Here is a 17,189-nt window from a genome sequence, read left to right as displayed (position 1 = left end):
AGACGAGCGCCGTCTTTATCATTCTCACACCCAGCCTTATCCCGCCAACATTCGAACGAAACCCCGCGCCTTTCAATGAGCGGGCGCCCAGACCGGGCTGACGACGCCCAAGCCGGGCGTAAATCTCGATCAGTGTCGATTCCCAGCGACAGCCAGGCGCCGAAATGATCGGATTTCGATCGGTTTTGAGGAGGCCGAGCCTTTTCTATTCTCGTGGAGGCTGCCGAGGCTACGCGGCCATCCTGCTGGCCCGACACGATCCGCTCTTGGCAAGTTTGAGGCCACGTAACAGACGCCGACGACAGCGGCGACGTGGTCGAGACGCAAAAACGATTGCCGGCCGCGCGCGCCTACTCGTCTCGATTCCGCATAAGCCACGACGCGCGGCGCCTTTTCAGCGTCTCTGCAAGTCTGGAGACATAGCGTCTGCGTGGCTGGGGCGGGAGGATTCGAACCTCCGTATGGCGGAATCAAAATCCGCTGCCTTACCACTTGGCGACGCCCCAAAGCGCCCGCTTTCCTTAATGCGGCTCGTCTTCCGCCGCAAGCCGGGGGACGCGCTCTTCACAACCTTGGCGGCTGCGAAGGGTGTGAAGCTAGACGCTCGTCGCGCCGGCCGCCTCCGCCGCCTGCCGCAAGGCGGCGATATTGGCGCCATATTGGCCGGCGCCGCCGCGGAAGGCCGCCGAGCCCGCGACCAGCGCGTCGGCGCCGGCCTCCACGACCGCCGTCGCCGTCTGCGGCGTCACCCCGCCGTCGACCTCGAGGCGGATCGGGCGCCGGCCGATCATCTCGCGGATGGCGCCGATCTTCTCGATCTGCGCGGGAATGAAGCTCTGCCCGCCGAAGCCGGGATTGACGCTCATGACGAGCACGAGGTCGATGTCGTCCAGGACGTAGCGCAGGCAGCTCTCATGCGTTGCCGGATTGAGCGAGACGCCCGCCTTCTTGCCCAGCGCGCGGATCGTCTGCACCGAGCGATGCAGATGCGGGCCGCCCTCGGCGTGAACGGTAATGATATCGGCCCCCGCCTCGGCGAAGGCGCTTATATAGGGGTCAACCGGCGCGATCATCAGATGCACGTCGAGCGGCAGCCGGGTAACCGGGCGCAGCGCCGCGACGACGCCGGGGCCGAAGGTGATGTTGGGCACGAAATGCCCGTCCATCACGTCGAGATGTATCCAGTCGGCCCCCGCCTGCTCCATGGCGCGCGTCTCCTCGCCGAGCCGGGCGAAATCTGCGGAGAGGATGGAGGGGGCGATGATGATGTCGGTCATTTTACTCGCATATCGGGAGGGCCGCTCGGCGCCCTCCCTGGACTTCCCCCGCCGGAGCGCCCGCCTTTCGGCGGGCTCTCGGCGGGAGAGGGAAAGCCAAATGGACTGCGGCGGGCCGCGCCTTACTCCGCCGCCTTCTTCGTTCCGAACTGCGGATCGAGCGCGCCGCTGGCGTAACGCTTGGCCATCTCGGCCATGGGAACCGGCCTGATCTTCGAGGCCCAGCCGGCCGTGCCGAATTCCTCGTAGCGCTGGCGGCAGACCTTCACCATGGCCTCCTGCGCGGGCTTGAGATATTTGCGCGGATCGAACTCGCCCTTGTTCTTGCCGAGCGTGGCGCGGATCGCGGCCGTCATGGCGATGCGGCAGTCGGTGTCGATGTTGATCTTGCGCACGCCGAATTTGATGCCGCGCTGAATCTCCTCGACCGGCACGCCCCAGGTCTGCGGCATTTCGCCGCCGGCCGCGTTGAAGGCGTCCTGCAGATCCTGCGGCACGGAGGAGGAGCCGTGCATCACGAGGTGGGTGTTGGGCAGGCGGCGATGAATTTCCTCGACCACATTCATGGCGAGGATCGCGCCGTCGGGCTTGCGAGTGAATTTATAGGCGCCGTGCGACGTGCCCATGGCGATGGCGAGCGCGTCGACCTTGGTGCGGGCGACGAAATCCTCGGCCTGCGCCGGGTCCGTCAGGAGCTGGTCGTGCGACAGCTTGCCTTCGGCGCCGTGACCGTCTTCCTTCTCGCCCTCGCCGGTCTCGAGCGAACCGAGCACGCCGAGCTCGCCCTCGACCGAGGCCCCGACCCAATGAGCGAGATCGACGACGCGGCGCGTGACGTCGACGTTGTACTGATAGTCCGCCGGCGTCTTCCCGTCGGCCTTGAGCGAGCCGTCCATCATCACCGAGGAGAAGCCGAAGCGGATGGCGCTGGCGCAGGTCGCTTCGCTGTTGCCATGGTCCTGATGCATCACGATCGGAATGTCGGGATACATGGCGATCAGCGCCTCGATCATCTTGGCGAGCATGATGTCATTGGCGTAGCTGCGGGCGCCGCGCGAGGCCTGGATGATGACCGGCGCGTCCACGGAGGAGGCCGCCTCGAGCACGGCGAGGCCCTGCTCCATATTGTTGATGTTGAACGCAGGCACGCCATAGTCGTGCTCGGCGGCGTGATCGAGCAATTGCCGCAGGGTAATCAGAGCCATGTTCGCCTCCGCTGATCTCTTAAGCCTCAATTAGGGTGAGGGCCGCTTCGGCCACGGCCTCGGCGGTAATTCCGAAATGTTCGTAAAGCTTTGCCGCCGGCGCGCTGGCGCCGAAGCCCGACATGCCGATGAAAACGCTCCTGTCGCCGAGCCAGCGATCCCAGCCGAGCCGCACCGCGGCCTCGACGCCGACCCGCGGCGCCGATCCCAGCACCTGCGCCCGGTAGTTCGCCGGCTGCGCCTCGAAAAGCTCCCAGCAGGGCATGGAGACGACGGCCGCCTTCACGCCCTTCGCGGCGAGCGCGTCGGCCCCCGCGAGCGCGATCTCGACCTCCGAGCCCGTCGCGAGGATCGTCACGTCGCGGCCGCCCTCGGGCTCGCGCAGCACATAGGCGCCCCTGGCCGAAAGATTCTCGCTCACGGGGCGCGACAGCGTCGGCAGGTTCTGGCGGGAGAGGCTCAGCACCGAGGGCGTGTTGGTTTGCGCGAGCGCCAGCTCCCAGCATTCGGCGGTCTCGATGGCGTCGGCCGGGCGGAACACCAGAAGATTGGGCAGCGCGCGCAAGGAGGCGAGATGCTCCACCGGCTGATGCGTCGGCCCGTCCTCGCCGAGACCGATCGAATCATGGGTCAGCACATAGACGACCCGCAGGCCCATGAGCGCCGAGAGGCGGATGGCGCCGCGCGCATAGTCGGAGAAGACGAGGAACGTGCCGCCATAGGGCGCGAAGCCGCCATGCAGCGCAATGCCGTTCATGGCCGCGGACATGCCAAACTCGCGTACGCCGTAATGAATGTAGCGGCCTGAGAAATCTCCCGGCCGCACCGAGCCCATGCCCTTGGTGATGGTGAAATTGGAGTGCGTCAGATCGGCCGAGCCGCCGATGGTCGCGTCCGTCGCGCCATTGATGACGGTCAGCGTCATTTCAGACGATTTGCGCGTCGCGACCTTGGGCTTTTCGGCCGCCAGCGTCACGCGGAAGGCGGCGAGCGGCGCGGCGATCTCCGCGGCGACGTCGCCCTTGAGGAAGGTCTCGAAGGCCCGGCCCTTGGGCGAGGCGTCGCGGCGCCTTTCCCAGGCCTCGCGCGCCCCGGCGCCCCGACGGCCGGCGGCCCGCCAGGCGGCGAGAATCGCCTCCGGCACCTCGAAGGGCGTGTGCGGCCAGTCGAGCGCGGCGCGGGCGGCGACGATCTCGTCGGCGCCGAGCGGCGCGCCATGCACGGATTCCTTGCCCTGCTTGCCGGGAGCGCCATAGCCGATCACGGTGCGGCAGGCGATCATGGAGGGGCGCGGGTCGGCCTTGGCCGCGGCGATGGCGGCCGCGACGGCTTCGGAGTCGTGGCCGTCGACGCGCTGTGTATGCCAGCCGGCGGCCGCGAAGCGGGCGCACTGGTCCATGGAGGTCGACAGATCGGTCGGGCCGTCGATCGAGATGGAATTGTCGTCCCACAACACGATCATGCGCGAGAGCTTGAGATGCCCGGCGAGGTCGATCGCCTCGTGGCTCAGGCCCTCCATCAGGCAGCCGTCGCCAGCAATGACATAAGTGTTGTGGTCGACGAGATCGTCGCCGAAACGGGCGGCGGCGAGGCGTTCGGCGATGGCCATGCCCACCGCGGTCGCCAGTCCCTGGCCGAGCGGGCCGGTCGTCGTCTCGACGCCGGGGGCGTGGCCATATTCCGGATGGCCGGCCGTCGGCGCGCCGAACTGGCGGAAGTTCTCGAGGTCGGCGCGGGTCATGCCGGGATAGCCGAGCAGGTAATGCAGCGCATAGAGCAGCATCGAGCCATGGCCGGCGGAGAGGACGAAGCGATCGCGATCGGGCCAGTTGGGCTCGGCTGCGTCGAATTTCATGAAGCGCTGGAACAGCACGGTCGCGACGTCGGCCATGCCCATCGGCATGCCGGGATGGCCGGATTTGGCCTTTTCCACCGCGTCCATGGCGAGCGCGCGAATGGCGTTGGCGCAGGAGCGGGCGTCGGCGGTCGTGGGGGCTTCGAGTGCGTCTGACATTTCCTTGACTTTCACGTCGCGCTCTTGCGGCGCCTGACGAGTTCGAGAATCCTCGGCGTGAGGATGAGTTGCATCGCGAGGTCGAGCTTGTTGCCCGGAATGACGATGGAATTGGCCCGCGACATCCAGCTGCCCGCGATCATCGTCACGAGATAGGGGAAATCAACCCCGCGCGGCTCGCGGAAACGGATCACGACGATGGACTCGTCGGGGGTGGGGATGGAGCGGGCGACGAAGGGGTTCGAGGTGTCGACCGTCGGCGCGCGCTGGAAATTGATGTCGGTCTCGGAAAACTGCGGGCAGATGTAATGCACGTAGTCGTTCATGCGGCGCAGGATCGTCTCGGTGACGGCCTCCGTCGTATAGCCGCGGGCCTGGCGGTCGCGGTGGAGCTTTTGCGTCCACTCCAGATTGATGACCGGGACGACGCCGATCTTGAGGTCCGCATAGCGCGCGACATTGACCTCGTCCGTCACCACGGCGCCGTGCAGGCCCTCGTAGAAGAGAATGTCCGTGTTGGGCGGCAGCTCTTCCCAGTCCGTGAATTCGCCGGGCGGGACGCCGAGCACCGCGGCCTCGTTCTCGTCGTGGGCGTAGTGGCGGTAGCGGCCGGAGCCGGTCTCGCCATATTCACGGAACAGATTTTCGAGCTCCGAGAGGAGATTGGCGCTCGGGCCGAAATGGCTGAAATGATAATTGCCGCCGGCTTGCGCCTCGGCCATCCTGAGCTTCATTTCCTCGCGGTTGTGGCGGTGGAAACTGTCGCCCTCGACATAGGCGACCTCGATGCGCTCGCGGCGGAAAATCTGCTCGAAGGTCTGCTTGACGGAACTCGTGCCAGCCCCGGACGATCCGGTGATCGAGATGATAGGGTGTTTGACCGACATGGGCGCGCTACCCGGGGTGTTTCCTGTCGAGCTCGCGGCGTGACGCGCCCGCAGGGCTGCCGCGCCCGGCTTGTCGCACGCCAGACCGGCAAAGAAAAGGCTCTTGAGGGCGGGCGGCGCAAAGCGGCCCGGACTTTGCGGCCTGGGAGCGGCCCGAGGCGGCGCGGTCGCGCTTTTTCGCGCAGGGCCGCCCTGGCGTCTTGACTTGGCGCGCGCGGGCGAACTATATCGCTCGCGTTCCAAGGCTGCGCCAAGACAGCCGGGGCGGAGTAGCTCAGTTGGCTAGAGCAGAGGAATCATAATCCTTGTGTCGGGGGTTCGAATCCCTCCTCCGCTACCATCGATCCACCCGGCGCGATGAGCCGCCATCTCGGGGTCGGTCGTTTGGCGTGTCGATCCGCAAATCACAGCCATCCCTGAAGCTCGATCTGGCTCCGCGCCAGGGGAGCCTCCCAACGGTCCCTCAGAGCGCTTTGGCTCCCACAGCGCCGGTGCTTATCTTGTAGACCTCGTCCAGGGCTGTGACGTAGATCTTGCCGTCGCCCTCCCGTCCGGTGCGCGCCGATATCATGATCGCTTTGACGACGGATGACGCGAGGGCGTCCGGCACGATCACCTCGATCTTCAACTTCGATATGAAGTGCGCCACATACTCGACCTCCCCAAGCACCTCTGAGTGGCCTTTTGCATGCCCGTGTCCCTTGGCCTGGGTGACGGTCATCCCCGATACGCCCATGGCATGGAGGACATTGTGCACGTCATTCAATTTGAAGGGCTTGATAATAGCCGTGACCACCTTCATCGAGACCCCCTGCAAGAATCTCCAGGTTTGCCGAATGCTAGCACCAATCTCAATGAGCTGAAATCGTTGGCGCGTTTCCGATCGGGTCCGGGAGCAAGCTGGGGTTGACCGGCCCGTCGATTGTTTCGATTTGCTCCCGGGTTGGCGATCCGGGGCCAGTCGGGGGCAGGTTCCTGAGGTTCTGGTCTTGCCAGCCGCCCCCGAGCGCCATGAAAAGCCCGGCGACATCGGAGAGCAGGTTTCCTCGCGCCTGCGCGTGAGCGACAATTGCGAGAAGATAGGTTTGTTGCGCGTTGAGCATGGCGAGAACGCTGACGCTGCCAATGCGAAGCTGACCGCGCACGATTTCCAGGTTTCGCCCCGAGACCTTCTCGGCATAGGCGGCGGCCTTTACGGCTTCCGTATCCGCCTGAATGGCCCGCAATAAATCAGCGACATTCTCGAAGGCCGCGATGACTGTCTGGCGATATTGCGCCTCGGCCTGCTCGAAGGCCGACTCGGCCGCTTTCTGCTGGTTGAGCAGAGAAAAACCCGAGAACAGCGGCTGGGTGGCGTTGGCGGCGACCGTATAAAGCTGCGTGCCGGGCGTGATCAGTTGCGCAAGCTTGTAGGCGCTGAAACCGCCACTCCCGCTCAAGGTGATGTTTGGCAGCCGCGCGGCGACGGCGACGCCGACCTGAGCGCTTGCCGCATGGAGCTGGGCTTCGGCGGCGCGAATGTCGGGTCTTTGCCGCACGAAAACTGACGGCAGCGTCACCGGCACGGCCCGAGGGAGCTTGAGCTCGTCAAGGTCAAAGGTCTCTGGAGCCTGATCGGTGGAATAGCGTCCCGCCAGCGCGGTGATGAGATCCTGCTGCTGTGCGATCTGCTTCTTGAGCGGGGGAAGCAGTTGCAGGGCCTGCGCGAGGGCCGCCTCCTGCGTCAGAACATCGGCTTCCGAAGCCCAGCCGACGCCCTGTTGTTTGCGCAAGATGTCGAGCAGGTCGCGCTCGATCCTGATCACCTTTTCAACGGCGGCCTGCTGCCCCCGCAGAGCCGCTTCCTGTATCGCGGCGACAGCGACATTGCTCGTAAGAGCGAGATAGGCGGCTTCCGACTGGAAGCGCATCAGATCCGTCTGCGCCTCGAGAGATTCGACCGTGCGCCTGTTCTGCCCCCAGATATCGAGCGTGTAGGAGACCGTCAGCTGCTTCAGGAACAACGAATAAGACCACAAGGGCGGGTTTTGCGTCACATTGAGGAGCGGCTGATTGTTGACGATATTGTAGAGCGATGGATAGGTCTGGTTGAAAATCGTCTGGTTGATGGCGCTCAGCGGACGGAGATTCGAGGGCAAACTCAGACTATCGTTCGAATTTGCGGCTAGCGCCGGCAGAAAGGCGCCCTTTTGCGCCTCCGCTGTGTAGTAAGAAACTTTGATCGCCGCTTCGGCGGCCTGGATCGAGGGGTTATGCTCGATCGACGACTCGATCAGCCGATTGAGTTTGGGATTTCTGAAGGTTTCCCACCAGCGCTGCGGCACGTCGCCGCCCGCAAAGCCTATGCTGGCGGACTTGTCGCCGGCACGCGTTATTTTCTCGGGCGTGAAGCGATCGACTCCGGGCGGCGGCGGCGAAACGAAATCCGGACCGACCGCGCAGCCCGCCAGGGGCAGCGCGATGAATGCCAAGAGCGCCCTCGAGGAAGCTGCCTGCGCAGCGGAAAAACGCGCGGCATGAGCATGAAGTGACTTCATCGAGCGAGGTTCGCTTTCCCATTTTAAACTGCAAAGTCCTGATTTACCCGAGTGCTACACAGCGATTTGCGACTAAACTTTGTCGGGGCGCAGGTGTCCGTCAAATATCCTCTGGCGCTTTTCACAAGCTTTTCTCGAATGTTTCGCTACTGTTACGTTTGGAAAGTCGGGCTGGACAGCAAAAGATGAGAGGGCGATAAGAACCCGCTTATCGAGCGGATGAAACCCCACAACGACCTGGTCCGAATGGCTTTCCACCGTTTTTCCGCACTTCCGGAGAGGAAGCGGCTGTTCGCGCTGCTCGCCGGGCTCATCGCGGCGGCTGCGGCCGCTATTTTTCTCTTTCACAAACCGGCGGCGATCCCACCGCGAGACAACCATTCGCGCGGCCAGGATCTCACCAGTGGACCCATTCAGATCGAGCTGACGGAATCCCAGGCCGCGGCGCTGAAAGCGGAGAAGGCGGTTTTCCGGGAATTCAGCCAGGAAAAACAGGCCGTCGGCGCCATCGACTTCAATCAAAATCGTCTTGTCTCCGTTTTCACGCCCTATCAGGGACGCATCATCAGCGCTCTCCTCAATGTGGGCGATGCCGTCGAGAAAGATCAGGTGCTGTTCACCATCGACAGCCCGGATCTCCTGACCGCGGAATCCAACCTCATCTCGGCCGCGGGCGCGCTGCTGTTGCAGAGCCGCACCCTCAACCGCACGAAATCCCTGTTGAAGATCGGCGGAATTTCGCAGCAGCAGGTCGATCAGACGACAGCGGATCAGCAGGCGGCTGAAGGGGCTTTGAAAGCCGCGCGGGACGCCGTGAGGATTTTTGGCAAAAGCTCAGAGGAGATCGACAAGATTGTCGCCGACCGCCTCGCCGATCCGCGGCTCGTCGTGAAAAGCCCGCTGACCGGCACGGTAACCGCCCGGGCGGCGGTTCCCGGTCAACTTGTTCAGCCGGGGGTCGCGCCTGCGCCCTTCGTCGTCGCAGACACATCGACCATGTGGATGGTTGCAAATGCGGTTGAAAGCGACGCCGCCGCGCTCCACGTCGGCCAGGAGGTGAAAGCAAATATCTCAGCCTATCCGGGCCGTTCCTTTGACGGCAAGATCACGGTGCTCGGCCCCTCGGTCGATCCGATCACGCGGCGCCTCTTTGTCAGAAGCGAGATCGCGGACCCCGAGCATCTGTTGCGGGCTGGCATGTTTGCGAATTTCGTCATTCGCATCGGAGATCCCATTCGCGCGCTCGCCCTCCCGCAGGCCGCCGTCGTGCGGGAGGGCGACGGCTCGATGATCTGCTGGGTGACTGAGAACTTCCGACGCTTCACCCGACGGATTGTCGTGACCGGACAGAGACAGGGAGATTTCGTGCAGATTATTTCGGGTCTGGACGCCGGCGAAACAGTCGTTGGCGAAGGAGCCGTGTTCCTCAGCAATCAGGCTGCGGTCGAAATGTCGCATTAGGTCCCCGCGGAGAACACGATTGCTCAAATCCATTCTCGAATTCGGCCTGACGCGCCGCGCCATCGTTGTGATCGGCGTCATCACCTTCGCAATTGCGGGCCTGGTCGCATTCTCCAGATTGAACATCGAAGCCTATCCGAACCCGGCTCCCGTCATCGTCGAAATCTCCGCGCAGTCGCCCGGTCTTTCCGCCGAAGAGATGGAAAAATACTATACGATCCCAATCGAGATCGGGCTGTACTCGACCCCCGGCGTCACCAACATCCGCTCGACCTCCTTCTACGGGCTCAGTTTCATCCGCGTCACGTTCAAATACGGCACGGATTATTATTTCGCGCGAACGCAGGTCGCGCTCAATCTCCAGCAGAACGTCAATCTTCCAAACAACGTCACGCCGCAGATACAGCAATCGAGTCTCACGGGCGAGATCTACCGCTACCAGGTCAAGGCGCCGCCAAATTTCGGCTTGACGAACACGCGCACGGTCCAGGACTGGATTGTCGCGAGACGCCTGCTGACCGTCCCCGGAATAGTTCAGGTCACCTCATGGGGAGGGACGACGAAGCAGTTCTCCGTCGAAGTCGAGCTTCCCAAACTCGAAGCCCACAACGTCACGATCCCGCAGGTCATTTCGGCGATCGGCAACTCCAACATCAATGTGGGCGGCCGTGAAATTGAAGTCGGACAGCAATCCGTCAATATCAGGGGCGTCGGCCTGATCAACGACGGAGGCGGCGCGGACCTTACAGCCGGCTATCGAACCGAAGACATAGAAAATATCGTTCTTGGCCAGTCGAATGGCGTGCCCGTAAGAGTGCGGGACATCGCCAGGGTCACGGTCGGATTCGTGCCGAGGCTGGGCATCGCCGGTCGCGATTTTCAAGATGACATCGCAGCGGCCATTATCCTCATGGGTCGCACGCAGCATACCAACGACATGCTTCCCAAGGTCAAGGAAGAGATCGACCGGATCAATAGCGACGGGTCCCTGCCTTCGGGCGTTTACATCGATCCCTATTATGATCGTGGCGCGCTTGTCGACGTCACGACTCACACCGTTCTGCACAATCTCTATTTCGGCATGATCCTGGTGTTTCTCATTCAGTGGATTTTCCTTGGAGACCTGAGAAGCGCCCTGACAGTCGCCGTGAATATCCCCTTTGCGCTTTTCTTCGCGATCATCGTCCTCGTCCTGCAGGGGGAGGACGCCAATCTCCTCTCCGTCGGCGCGGTGGATTTCGGCATCATCGTCGACTCGGCCGTCATCATGGTCGAAAATATTTTCCGTAATTTTCAGGCCACCCGGGACAAGCGGCTTCAGCTCCTCCAGCTCCTGGCGGAAGGATTCTGGGGACCCGACCCCACCGCGGCGACAGAGACCGCCGGCTCGTCGCAACTGTGGACCGATCGCCTTCGATTGATCTTCGTCAGCGCGCTACAGGTCGACAAGGCCGTGTTCTTCACCGCGACGATTACGATTGTCGCTTTTCTTCCCCTGTTCACGATGACGGGCGTCGAGGGGCAAATCTTCGGTCCCATGGCCCGGACCTATGCTTACGCCCTCGCGGGCGCTCTTCTCGCGACATTCACGGTGACGCCGGTTCTCGCATCCATCGTGCTTCCTGAAAACGCCAAGGAAGTCGAGACCTGGCTGGTCCAGCGGCTGAGGTCGATCTATACGCCCGCCCTGAAATTCTCACTCGATAACGCAAAGAAGACCATCGCCGCGGGCGCAGCCTTCCTGTTTCTCTCGTTCCTCGTGGCGACAAGGTTGGGCAGCGAATTCCTGCCGACGCTGGAAGAAGGAAATCTCTGGATCAGGGCCTCCTTGCCGCCAACGGTCTCTCTGGATGCGGGCACCTCTGCGGCGCGGAAGATGCGCGCGATCCTGCTACGCCACCCCGAGGTCATTACCGTCGTCTCGCAGCACGGACGTCCCGACAACGGCTCGGATGCGTCGCCCTTTTCCAATGTCGAACTGTTCGCGCCTTTGAAGCCGTTTGATCAGTGGCCCGAAGGTCTGACCAAGGAACGGCTCACCGAAGAGATCGAGAAGGAATTCGGGCAAGAGCTTCCGGGCGTCAATTTCAACTTCTCTCAATATATCCAGGACAATATCCAGGAAGCCCTTTCGGGCGTCAAAGGCGCGAATTCGATCAAGATCGTCGGTCCCGACCTCGAGGTGCTGGAAGATCTGGCCGAGCGGACATTGAAGGTGGTGAGCGATGTTCCCGGGGTGGAGGACCTCGGCATGTTCCATGTCATCGGCCAGCCAAATCTCAACGTCAAGGTGGATCGCGCGAAGGCGGCGCGATATGGGCTGACGATTGGCGACGTGAACGCCGTCGTTCAATCGGCGATGGGCGGAACTGTCGCCACGACCGTTCTCGAAGCGGATCGCCAGTTTCCCGTTCTCGTCCGTCTCGCTCCGCAATATCGGAAATCGATTGACGCCGTTGGCAATGTCAGGGTGGGCTACGCTAACGGGAATGGGGTCAATACGTATGTGCCGCTGAAAGAGCTTGCGGACATCTCCCTGGATACCGGCGCGTCATTCGTTTACCGGGAACGCGGTCAACGCTACGTCCCCATCAAATTCAGCATACGCGGGCGAGATCTCGGCAGCACGGTCGCCGAGGCCCAGGCGCGGGTCGCTAAAGCGATCAAGCTTCCGACCGGCTATCAGATCCTCTGGGCGGGAGAATTCGAAAATCTCCAGGAAGCCAAGAAACGGCTGATGGTCGTCATCCCTGTGACGCTCGCGCTCGTTTTACTGCTCCTGTATGGCTTGTTCAACTCCATGCGCGAAAGTCTCCTCGCATTCGGCGGCATTCCTTTCGCCATGGGCGGAGGCGTGATCGCTCTCTATGTTTCAGGGCTGAATTTCAGCGTATCAGCCGCGATCGGCTTCATCTCGCTGTTCGGCGTCGCTGTGATGGACGGCATCTTGAACATCACCTATATCCGCGAGCTGATGGTTCAGGGCATGGGATTTGGCGAGGCGGTTTTCTATGGCGCCGAGCAGAGAATGCGGCCGATGCTCATGACGGCGCTATCGGCCGGCGTCGGCCTTTTTCCGGCTGCGATTTCCCACGGCGTCGGATCACAGGTGCAGCGGCCATTGGCGACAGTGGTCGTTGGCGGGATGCTGTTTGGGCCCATCATGATCCTTCTCGTTGCGCCGGCGCTTCGTCAGATGTTTCTCGTGCCGATCACGAGAGCCAACCAGGAAAAGAAGCAGGATCTGGAAACCAAAGGCGAGTCGGAACTCCGCTGAGGAGCCTGAAAGGGAATCACGCCATGTGCTTTTCTACCGGCATAGCGACATTGTTCGGTTTATCGTTTCTTTCCTGCAACGCTTTGAGTGTCCCCGGCCCGGATCCGTCGACCGATACCGTCGCCGTTCCTGTCTCCATGAAAGAAAGCCGCGCCGCCTATCGAATTTCCTGCCCGCGCGCGACAGCGTCCTGCCTAAGTCGCGCGGAGGCGATTTGCGGCGGAAGATACAGGCTCGTTCATCCCGCAGGCCGAGCCCCCCAGGTTCAGGCCCTCGTCGATCTCAAAGTTACGGTGGTGGATACCGACAATCCATATGAAATCACGGTCGCCTGCGAATGACGGCGTGACCCGGCAGGATCGGTCAGAACGCCGCGCGCAAACGCAATCCGAAGACATTCACCGGGCCACGCGAGCTGTTGAACGCAGGGTTGATCACCAGCTGATAGTCCAGGGTCGCATCGAGGTTCTTGCCGAAGCTCAGCTTGTAATAATTTTCAAGAATTTTCTCCCCTGAATATGCGAGGGCGCCGTCTCCGACGTAAATTCCGGTCCCCCCGAGAGCAAAATATTGCACATGGCTCCCCGACAGGCCGCTGAGCGCGCCGGCAACGCCGATCTCGTCGTCCTCCCTCCCCCAGAGTTTCCCGTCGAGGACAAAGCCAGCGGAAATTTGCCGATCGACGTCAGTGTATTCAATCGTCTCATATCGCCCGTCGGCGGCGCTTGCGCGGGCGAAGAAGCCCACGCCATCGGCGATTTCCTGCTTGATGTTTATCCCCCCGCCCGTCTTGAAGTGACGACGGCGAAGCGACGCGGCGTCTGGAGGAAAGTCACCGGTCGCATATGCAAGACCGACAACATCCTGAAGCCGCGCAAATCGTCCGTTGTCGCCATAGAGGAGGAACTTGACGGCGCCCGGATGGCCAAACAACTCGTATCGCGCTTCAAACTCGGTCACCGCCATATATTGGCGGAACAACTCGGGTTCGATGATCGGGCCGTTCGGCACGGTCGACAGCTGGAAGGCTCCCGCGCGGGCTGTCCACCAGCTCTGCTTCCACTCGGCGGCCAATCCATATGTATAACCCCAAGAGTCGGCCGCATAATCAAAGGCGCCCATATTGTTGAAAGCGAAATTCAGGAAGCCTGTCGTGGGGTCGTGAGCGTAGACGTTATCGTCGAAAACGTCTCCAACGGCGAATTTGCCAAGCGTCACAATGATCCGGTCTCTATCGACCTTGCCCGAAACCTGGTTTTGGACCGACTCCAGCACCTCGCTGCGCGAGCCCTCGTCTGGATCGTGGTAGAGGTCTCCGCCCGAGTCGAGGCCGATGATCTGTCGCAGGAAATAACGCTCGAAGCGCATGTAGGGAGCAGCGCGGCCCAGCTTCTGCGCGACGCCGTCGACATAGGACGCGACCCCGACGGAATTGGCCAGCCCATAGCCGAGGTCCGCCTCCGGATTGACATAGGCCGCGCCGCCTTCCCAGAGACGAACGCCAAGGAAAAGGCTGTTGGTCGTGAGCACGTCGCCAAGTCCCTTCGAAGGCAGGCTCAACGGGCCGTCATAGAAGGCGCGAAACTTGGGGTAGGCCTGCGCAACAGTCGTACTCTGGCCATGAACGCTATATTGCTCCTCCCGGCCCGCCTTGTCTTCACTGTCGCGGTCGCTTTGCCTTCCATATTCGATCGATCCCGGTATGCGGTTCTCGTCTCCGAAATGAAAATTAAAACCCATCCGAAAAACATGATTTTCGTTGCGAAGGCGAGACGCATAGTCAAAGCCGGCGCCGTTGTCGAATATTTGCGTATTCATCGACTGGCTCAAAAACAGATATTCCGCGCGCGTCGACCAATTTGCCGCGAAGGCGTATTCAAAACCGATTCCCGCCACGAATTTCATCCGCGACGATTGCGACCACGACGCGGAAAAATCGGCTCCCCCTCCAAATGACAGGAAAGCCGGTCCGCGCGCGCCGCCGCTTGCGACGCCCCCTGTCAGGTAAACAAAGGCGCGATCGTAAGCGACGCCGACCCGTCCCCGGAAGCTCGCGAAGTAATTCGAACTGGCGTTCGTGCTGAGCGTAAAGATGGGCAGCCCCGTATAAACGGGAGAGGCTGGAAAGACGCCGTTCGGCCCATGGCGCCCGTCGAGAAGATCGAGCTCCGTCTCCAATCCCCAGACCCAGTGGCCTTTTTGCCAGTTGAAGCCGGCGCTGATTCCTGCTGTAGCGCCGGGACGCGTCGCGCTTGCCGGATAGAGATCATAGATGGGCGATCCGAAACCGCTGAGCGCCTGCAAATGCTCGCCTGGATGAAGCGGGAAAGCGGCGCCCAGATTTGCGCCCAGATACAGTCCCGCCCAGTTATATCTGAAGGACGCACTGTCTGAGGCGACCGAGGAACCAGGCGCCATGAGCGCAAAGACGACCAAGCCTTTCCGGAGCGGCAATTGATACAAGGTCGTTCGGCCAAAATGAGACCAGAGGCTGCACGAAAATATACGATCTCCGCGTTCACGTAATATCGAAGAATAAGGACGCGGCCGAATTCTCATACCTTGTGCTCTTGATGCAACAGGCGGCGGCGAATGTCGGAACCATCGAGGATCAAAAAAGCGAAAGCTGTTGGGCCGCAGTTTGACCTGCGTCGTCGTTCATCGCTTGGGTACGATGCTCACGCCCGAAATGAAGCCAGGCGTTTCCCTGCCCAGCAAGACTTCTTCCTCAAAGGCGGCGCTTACGGTTTCGCAGATCGCTTCGATGACGCTCCTTTGAAAGCCAGGCGCATTGGGATCCGTGTCGAAATCGACCTCGACCACGAGCTTCTTGTCATCGGGGTGTGCGGCGCCGTTCCACTCGAACCATGTCCGATTGACCCCGGCGATATTTTCGATCCGCTCGCGAACAATTGCTTTCCCACTCAAATCGCCAGCTCCAGCTCCCGGCGCGGCCACCGCGCGCAAGCGAGGCAATAAATCATGATCACGCAATCTTTACCACTGCCACCAGGATGAGAACCAAGAAGGCGCATGTGATTTTGACCAGACTCTTTCTGAATTGAGGCGCGCTTCGCTCCTTGCCCTGGAAAGCTGCGCAAAGGTTTTCCGTTCGAGGGCGCGCCTTGAAGCGACAGCCTGCTCGAGCGCCATCTTCTTGCGCCAGAGCGGCGCGGGCTCGATCCATGAGCCCGTTCTGGCGAGGGATTCACGCCTCAGCCTGCCTTCGCTTTGCCGAAACTCCTCCAGCGCAGTCTGTGCGGCGATCAGCGCAGCCTCCGCCTCCTTATGTCTCTGTGTAGCCCTTGAAAGAAATTCGTGCTCGGCGCCCGCAGGCGCTGCAGGAACCGGCGGCGCGCGGCCGCCAGCAAGAGCGCCAACCGGATTCGCGAGCGAGATGAAAACCAGCGCCGCCGCGAAGAAGGACATGCGACGCAAGATCGGCTTCGCCTCCATATGAAACCACTCCTCTTCGGACTCAACCGGGAACGCCGCCTTATAGTTTCATTCATAAATTAATTTCCTGAAATTTCCATGTCGCCGTCGAGCACCCCAGCGTCGCTCAAGCGCAACCCTGGAACCAGAACCGACGCTCAAAGGAAGGACGAGACGCGAAAGCCGTTCCCCGATCGCGCGTTTTTCTCACCGTCCGACATGTCGACCCCGTGTCTCCGGCCTAGGCGATCGAGCGGAATCACACAGCCATGCTTGGCAAAGCGAAACACTCCAGACACGTTTCGATCAAGCAAACGCTCGCCTCGATAAGCCATCCTTGCTAAGCGACAACCCACGGCAAGCGTCGCCCGCATATGACGCGTCATCATTAGGCTGTTTTTGTCTCGTGTGAGGGAGTTTAGTTTTGAGCATCATGTATCGCGGGCGGCCGGATTTGAATTTCATTAGCCTTGGGGACTTGAAGCATCTCAACTGGAATGTGCAGGATCTGCTGATACGTATCAGGGAACTGGATCGCAGCCTTTATTCTCAGAGCTGCCAGGCTATGGGCAGCCTGCGCCAATGGTTGCCTGTCTTTTCACAGCACCCCGAGACATGGCGCGCGATCGTTTCCGAAGGTCGCGATCTTGCAGCCTATTGGCAAACGGCGGCGGTCGATGAGGAATTGTACCGAGCTTTGAAATCAGGCGCAGCCAGCGAGACCGACCTGAGCGCAAGTTCATATATGAAGCTGACCGAGCCGGGCATTTACAACCTTTACTTTGTCTCGGTCTGCGTCAACCCGGCTTTCAGGGGCGCAGAGACGAACCTGGCCCTGATCGAATCTTTTTTTTCCGTGATGAACCGGCTCTCGGAGAAAGGCGTTTTTCTCGAGGAGATCACCTGCTCCGTATGCTCTCCCGACGGCGAGCAAATTTGCCGAACATTCCGTCTCGATTATCTTCGCGACAATGTGATCGGGAAAGTCTATTCGGGTCCGGTCGGCAATGTGATCAAGAGATTCCAGAATCCGCTTGCGTCGCGCTGCCCTGGCCTGTTCGAGCGTTATCAGGAAGTGGGCCTCTGCTGATATTCA

12 protein-coding genes and 2 tRNA genes are annotated in these 17,189 nt (G+C 61.5%); 4 read left to right on the top strand and 10 right to left on the bottom strand.

Features of this window, described 5'->3' with window-relative positions:
- Positions 1-431 precede the first annotated feature (431 nt).
- The 5 genes from WOC76_RS03085 to WOC76_RS03065 form a co-directional block, all read right to left on the bottom strand.
- Positions 432-506, bottom strand: a tRNA-Gln gene (locus tag WOC76_RS03085).
- A 90-nt stretch (positions 507-596) separates the two neighbouring features.
- On the bottom strand, positions 597-1,277 hold the full coding sequence (gene rpe, locus WOC76_RS03080) for a ribulose-phosphate 3-epimerase (RefSeq protein WP_341103947.1): 681 nt from the start codon (positions 1,275-1,277) through the stop codon (positions 597-599).
- A gap of 122 nt (positions 1,278-1,399) precedes the next feature.
- The gene (fba, locus tag WOC76_RS03075; RefSeq protein WP_341103951.1) at positions 1,400-2,482 is read right to left on the bottom strand and encodes a class II fructose-bisphosphate aldolase; all 1,083 of its coding nucleotides are present in this window, start codon (positions 2,480-2,482) and stop codon (positions 1,400-1,402) included.
- A 19-nt stretch (positions 2,483-2,501) separates the two neighbouring features.
- Positions 2,502-4,496: a transketolase gene (gene tkt / locus WOC76_RS03070; protein ID WP_341108706.1), complete on the bottom strand. Its 1,995-nt coding sequence runs from the start codon at positions 4,494-4,496 to the stop codon at positions 2,502-2,504.
- Positions 4,497-4,507: 11 nt separating this feature from the next.
- Positions 4,508-5,383 (bottom strand): phosphoribulokinase, encoded by an 876-nt coding sequence (locus WOC76_RS03065; RefSeq protein WP_341103953.1) that lies wholly within the window; start codon positions 5,381-5,383, stop codon positions 4,508-4,510.
- A gap of 263 nt (positions 5,384-5,646) precedes the next feature.
- On the opposite strand from WOC76_RS03065, the gene WOC76_RS03060 reads away from it, so the two are divergent.
- Positions 5,647-5,723 (top strand) — tRNA-Met (locus WOC76_RS03060).
- Positions 5,724-5,846: 123 nt separating this feature from the next.
- Here WOC76_RS03060 and WOC76_RS03055 read toward each other — a convergent pair.
- Positions 5,847-6,185 carry a P-II family nitrogen regulator gene (locus WOC76_RS03055; protein ID WP_341103954.1) on the bottom strand — a complete coding sequence of 113 codons (339 nt, stop codon included), beginning with the start codon at positions 6,183-6,185 and terminating at the stop codon, positions 5,847-5,849.
- Positions 6,186-6,234: 49 nt separating this feature from the next.
- Positions 6,235-7,854 carry an efflux transporter outer membrane subunit gene (locus WOC76_RS03050; RefSeq protein ID WP_341389603.1) on the bottom strand — a complete coding sequence of 540 codons (1,620 nt, stop codon included), beginning with the start codon at positions 7,852-7,854 and terminating at the stop codon, positions 6,235-6,237.
- Between the two features lie 312 nt (positions 7,855-8,166).
- On the opposite strand from WOC76_RS03050, the gene WOC76_RS03045 reads away from it, so the two are divergent.
- Positions 8,167-9,381, top strand: coding sequence for an efflux RND transporter periplasmic adaptor subunit (locus tag WOC76_RS03045; RefSeq protein WP_341103959.1), 1,215 nt, complete (start codon positions 8,167-8,169; stop codon positions 9,379-9,381).
- A gap of 19 nt (positions 9,382-9,400) precedes the next feature.
- A complete protein-coding gene (locus WOC76_RS03040; protein WP_341103960.1) occupies positions 9,401-12,658 on the top strand; it encodes an efflux RND transporter permease subunit in 3,258 nt (1,085 codons plus the stop codon).
- 363 nt (positions 12,659-13,021) lie between these two features.
- Here WOC76_RS03040 and WOC76_RS03035 read toward each other — a convergent pair whose 3' ends face one another.
- The 3 genes from WOC76_RS03035 to WOC76_RS03025 all read right to left on the bottom strand — a co-directional run bounded on the left by WOC76_RS03035 (position 13,022) and on the right by WOC76_RS03025 (position 16,114).
- Positions 13,022-14,962, bottom strand: a complete 1,941-nt coding sequence (locus WOC76_RS03035) for a carbohydrate porin (protein ID WP_341103962.1) — start codon at positions 14,960-14,962, stop codon at positions 13,022-13,024.
- Between the two features lie 354 nt (positions 14,963-15,316).
- Positions 15,317-15,652: a hypothetical protein gene (locus WOC76_RS03030; protein WP_341103964.1), complete on the bottom strand. Its 336-nt coding sequence runs from the start codon at positions 15,650-15,652 to the stop codon at positions 15,317-15,319.
- 3 nt (positions 15,653-15,655) lie between these two features.
- Positions 15,656-16,114 carry a hypothetical protein gene (locus WOC76_RS03025; protein ID WP_341389599.1) on the bottom strand — a complete coding sequence of 153 codons (459 nt, stop codon included), beginning with the start codon at positions 16,112-16,114 and terminating at the stop codon, positions 15,656-15,658.
- A 403-nt stretch (positions 16,115-16,517) separates the two neighbouring features.
- On the opposite strand from WOC76_RS03025, the gene WOC76_RS03020 reads away from it, so the two are divergent.
- Entirely contained in the window at positions 16,518-17,183 is a 666-nt protein-coding gene (locus WOC76_RS03020) for a hypothetical protein (RefSeq protein WP_341431266.1), read from the top strand.
- Positions 17,184-17,189: the final 6 nt, after the last annotated feature.

Source organism: Methylocystis sp. IM3 (assembly GCF_038070105.1).
GTDB lineage: Bacteria > Pseudomonadota > Alphaproteobacteria > Rhizobiales > Beijerinckiaceae > Methylocystis.
Note: the sequence above shows the minus strand (reverse complement) of the source record. Positions and strands in the feature narration are given on the sequence as shown.

What these genes read in the sequence shown, in the direction of transcription:
- rpe (WP_341103947.1), bottom strand. Translation starts at nt 1,277, where the DNA reads ATGACCGACATCATCATCGCCCCCTCCATCCTCTCCGCAGATTTCGCC.
- tkt (WP_341108706.1), bottom strand. Translation starts at nt 4,496, where the DNA reads ATGTCAGACGCACTCGAAGCCCCCACGACCGCCGACGCCCGCTCCTGC.
- WOC76_RS03065 (WP_341103953.1), bottom strand. Translation starts at nt 5,383, where the DNA reads ATGTCGGTCAAACACCCTATCATCTCGATCACCGGATCGTCCGGGGCT.
- WOC76_RS03055 (WP_341103954.1), bottom strand. Translation starts at nt 6,185, where the DNA reads ATGAAGGTGGTCACGGCTATTATCAAGCCCTTCAAATTGAATGACGTG.
- WOC76_RS03045 (WP_341103959.1), top strand. Translation starts at nt 8,167, where the DNA reads ATGGCTTTCCACCGTTTTTCCGCACTTCCGGAGAGGAAGCGGCTGTTC.
- WOC76_RS03025 (WP_341389599.1), bottom strand. Translation starts at nt 16,114, where the DNA reads ATGGAGGCGAAGCCGATCTTGCGTCGCATGTCCTTCTTCGCGGCGGCG.
- fba (WP_341103951.1), bottom strand. Translation starts at nt 2,482, where the DNA reads ATGGCTCTGATTACCCTGCGGCAATTGCTCGATCACGCCGCCGAGCAC.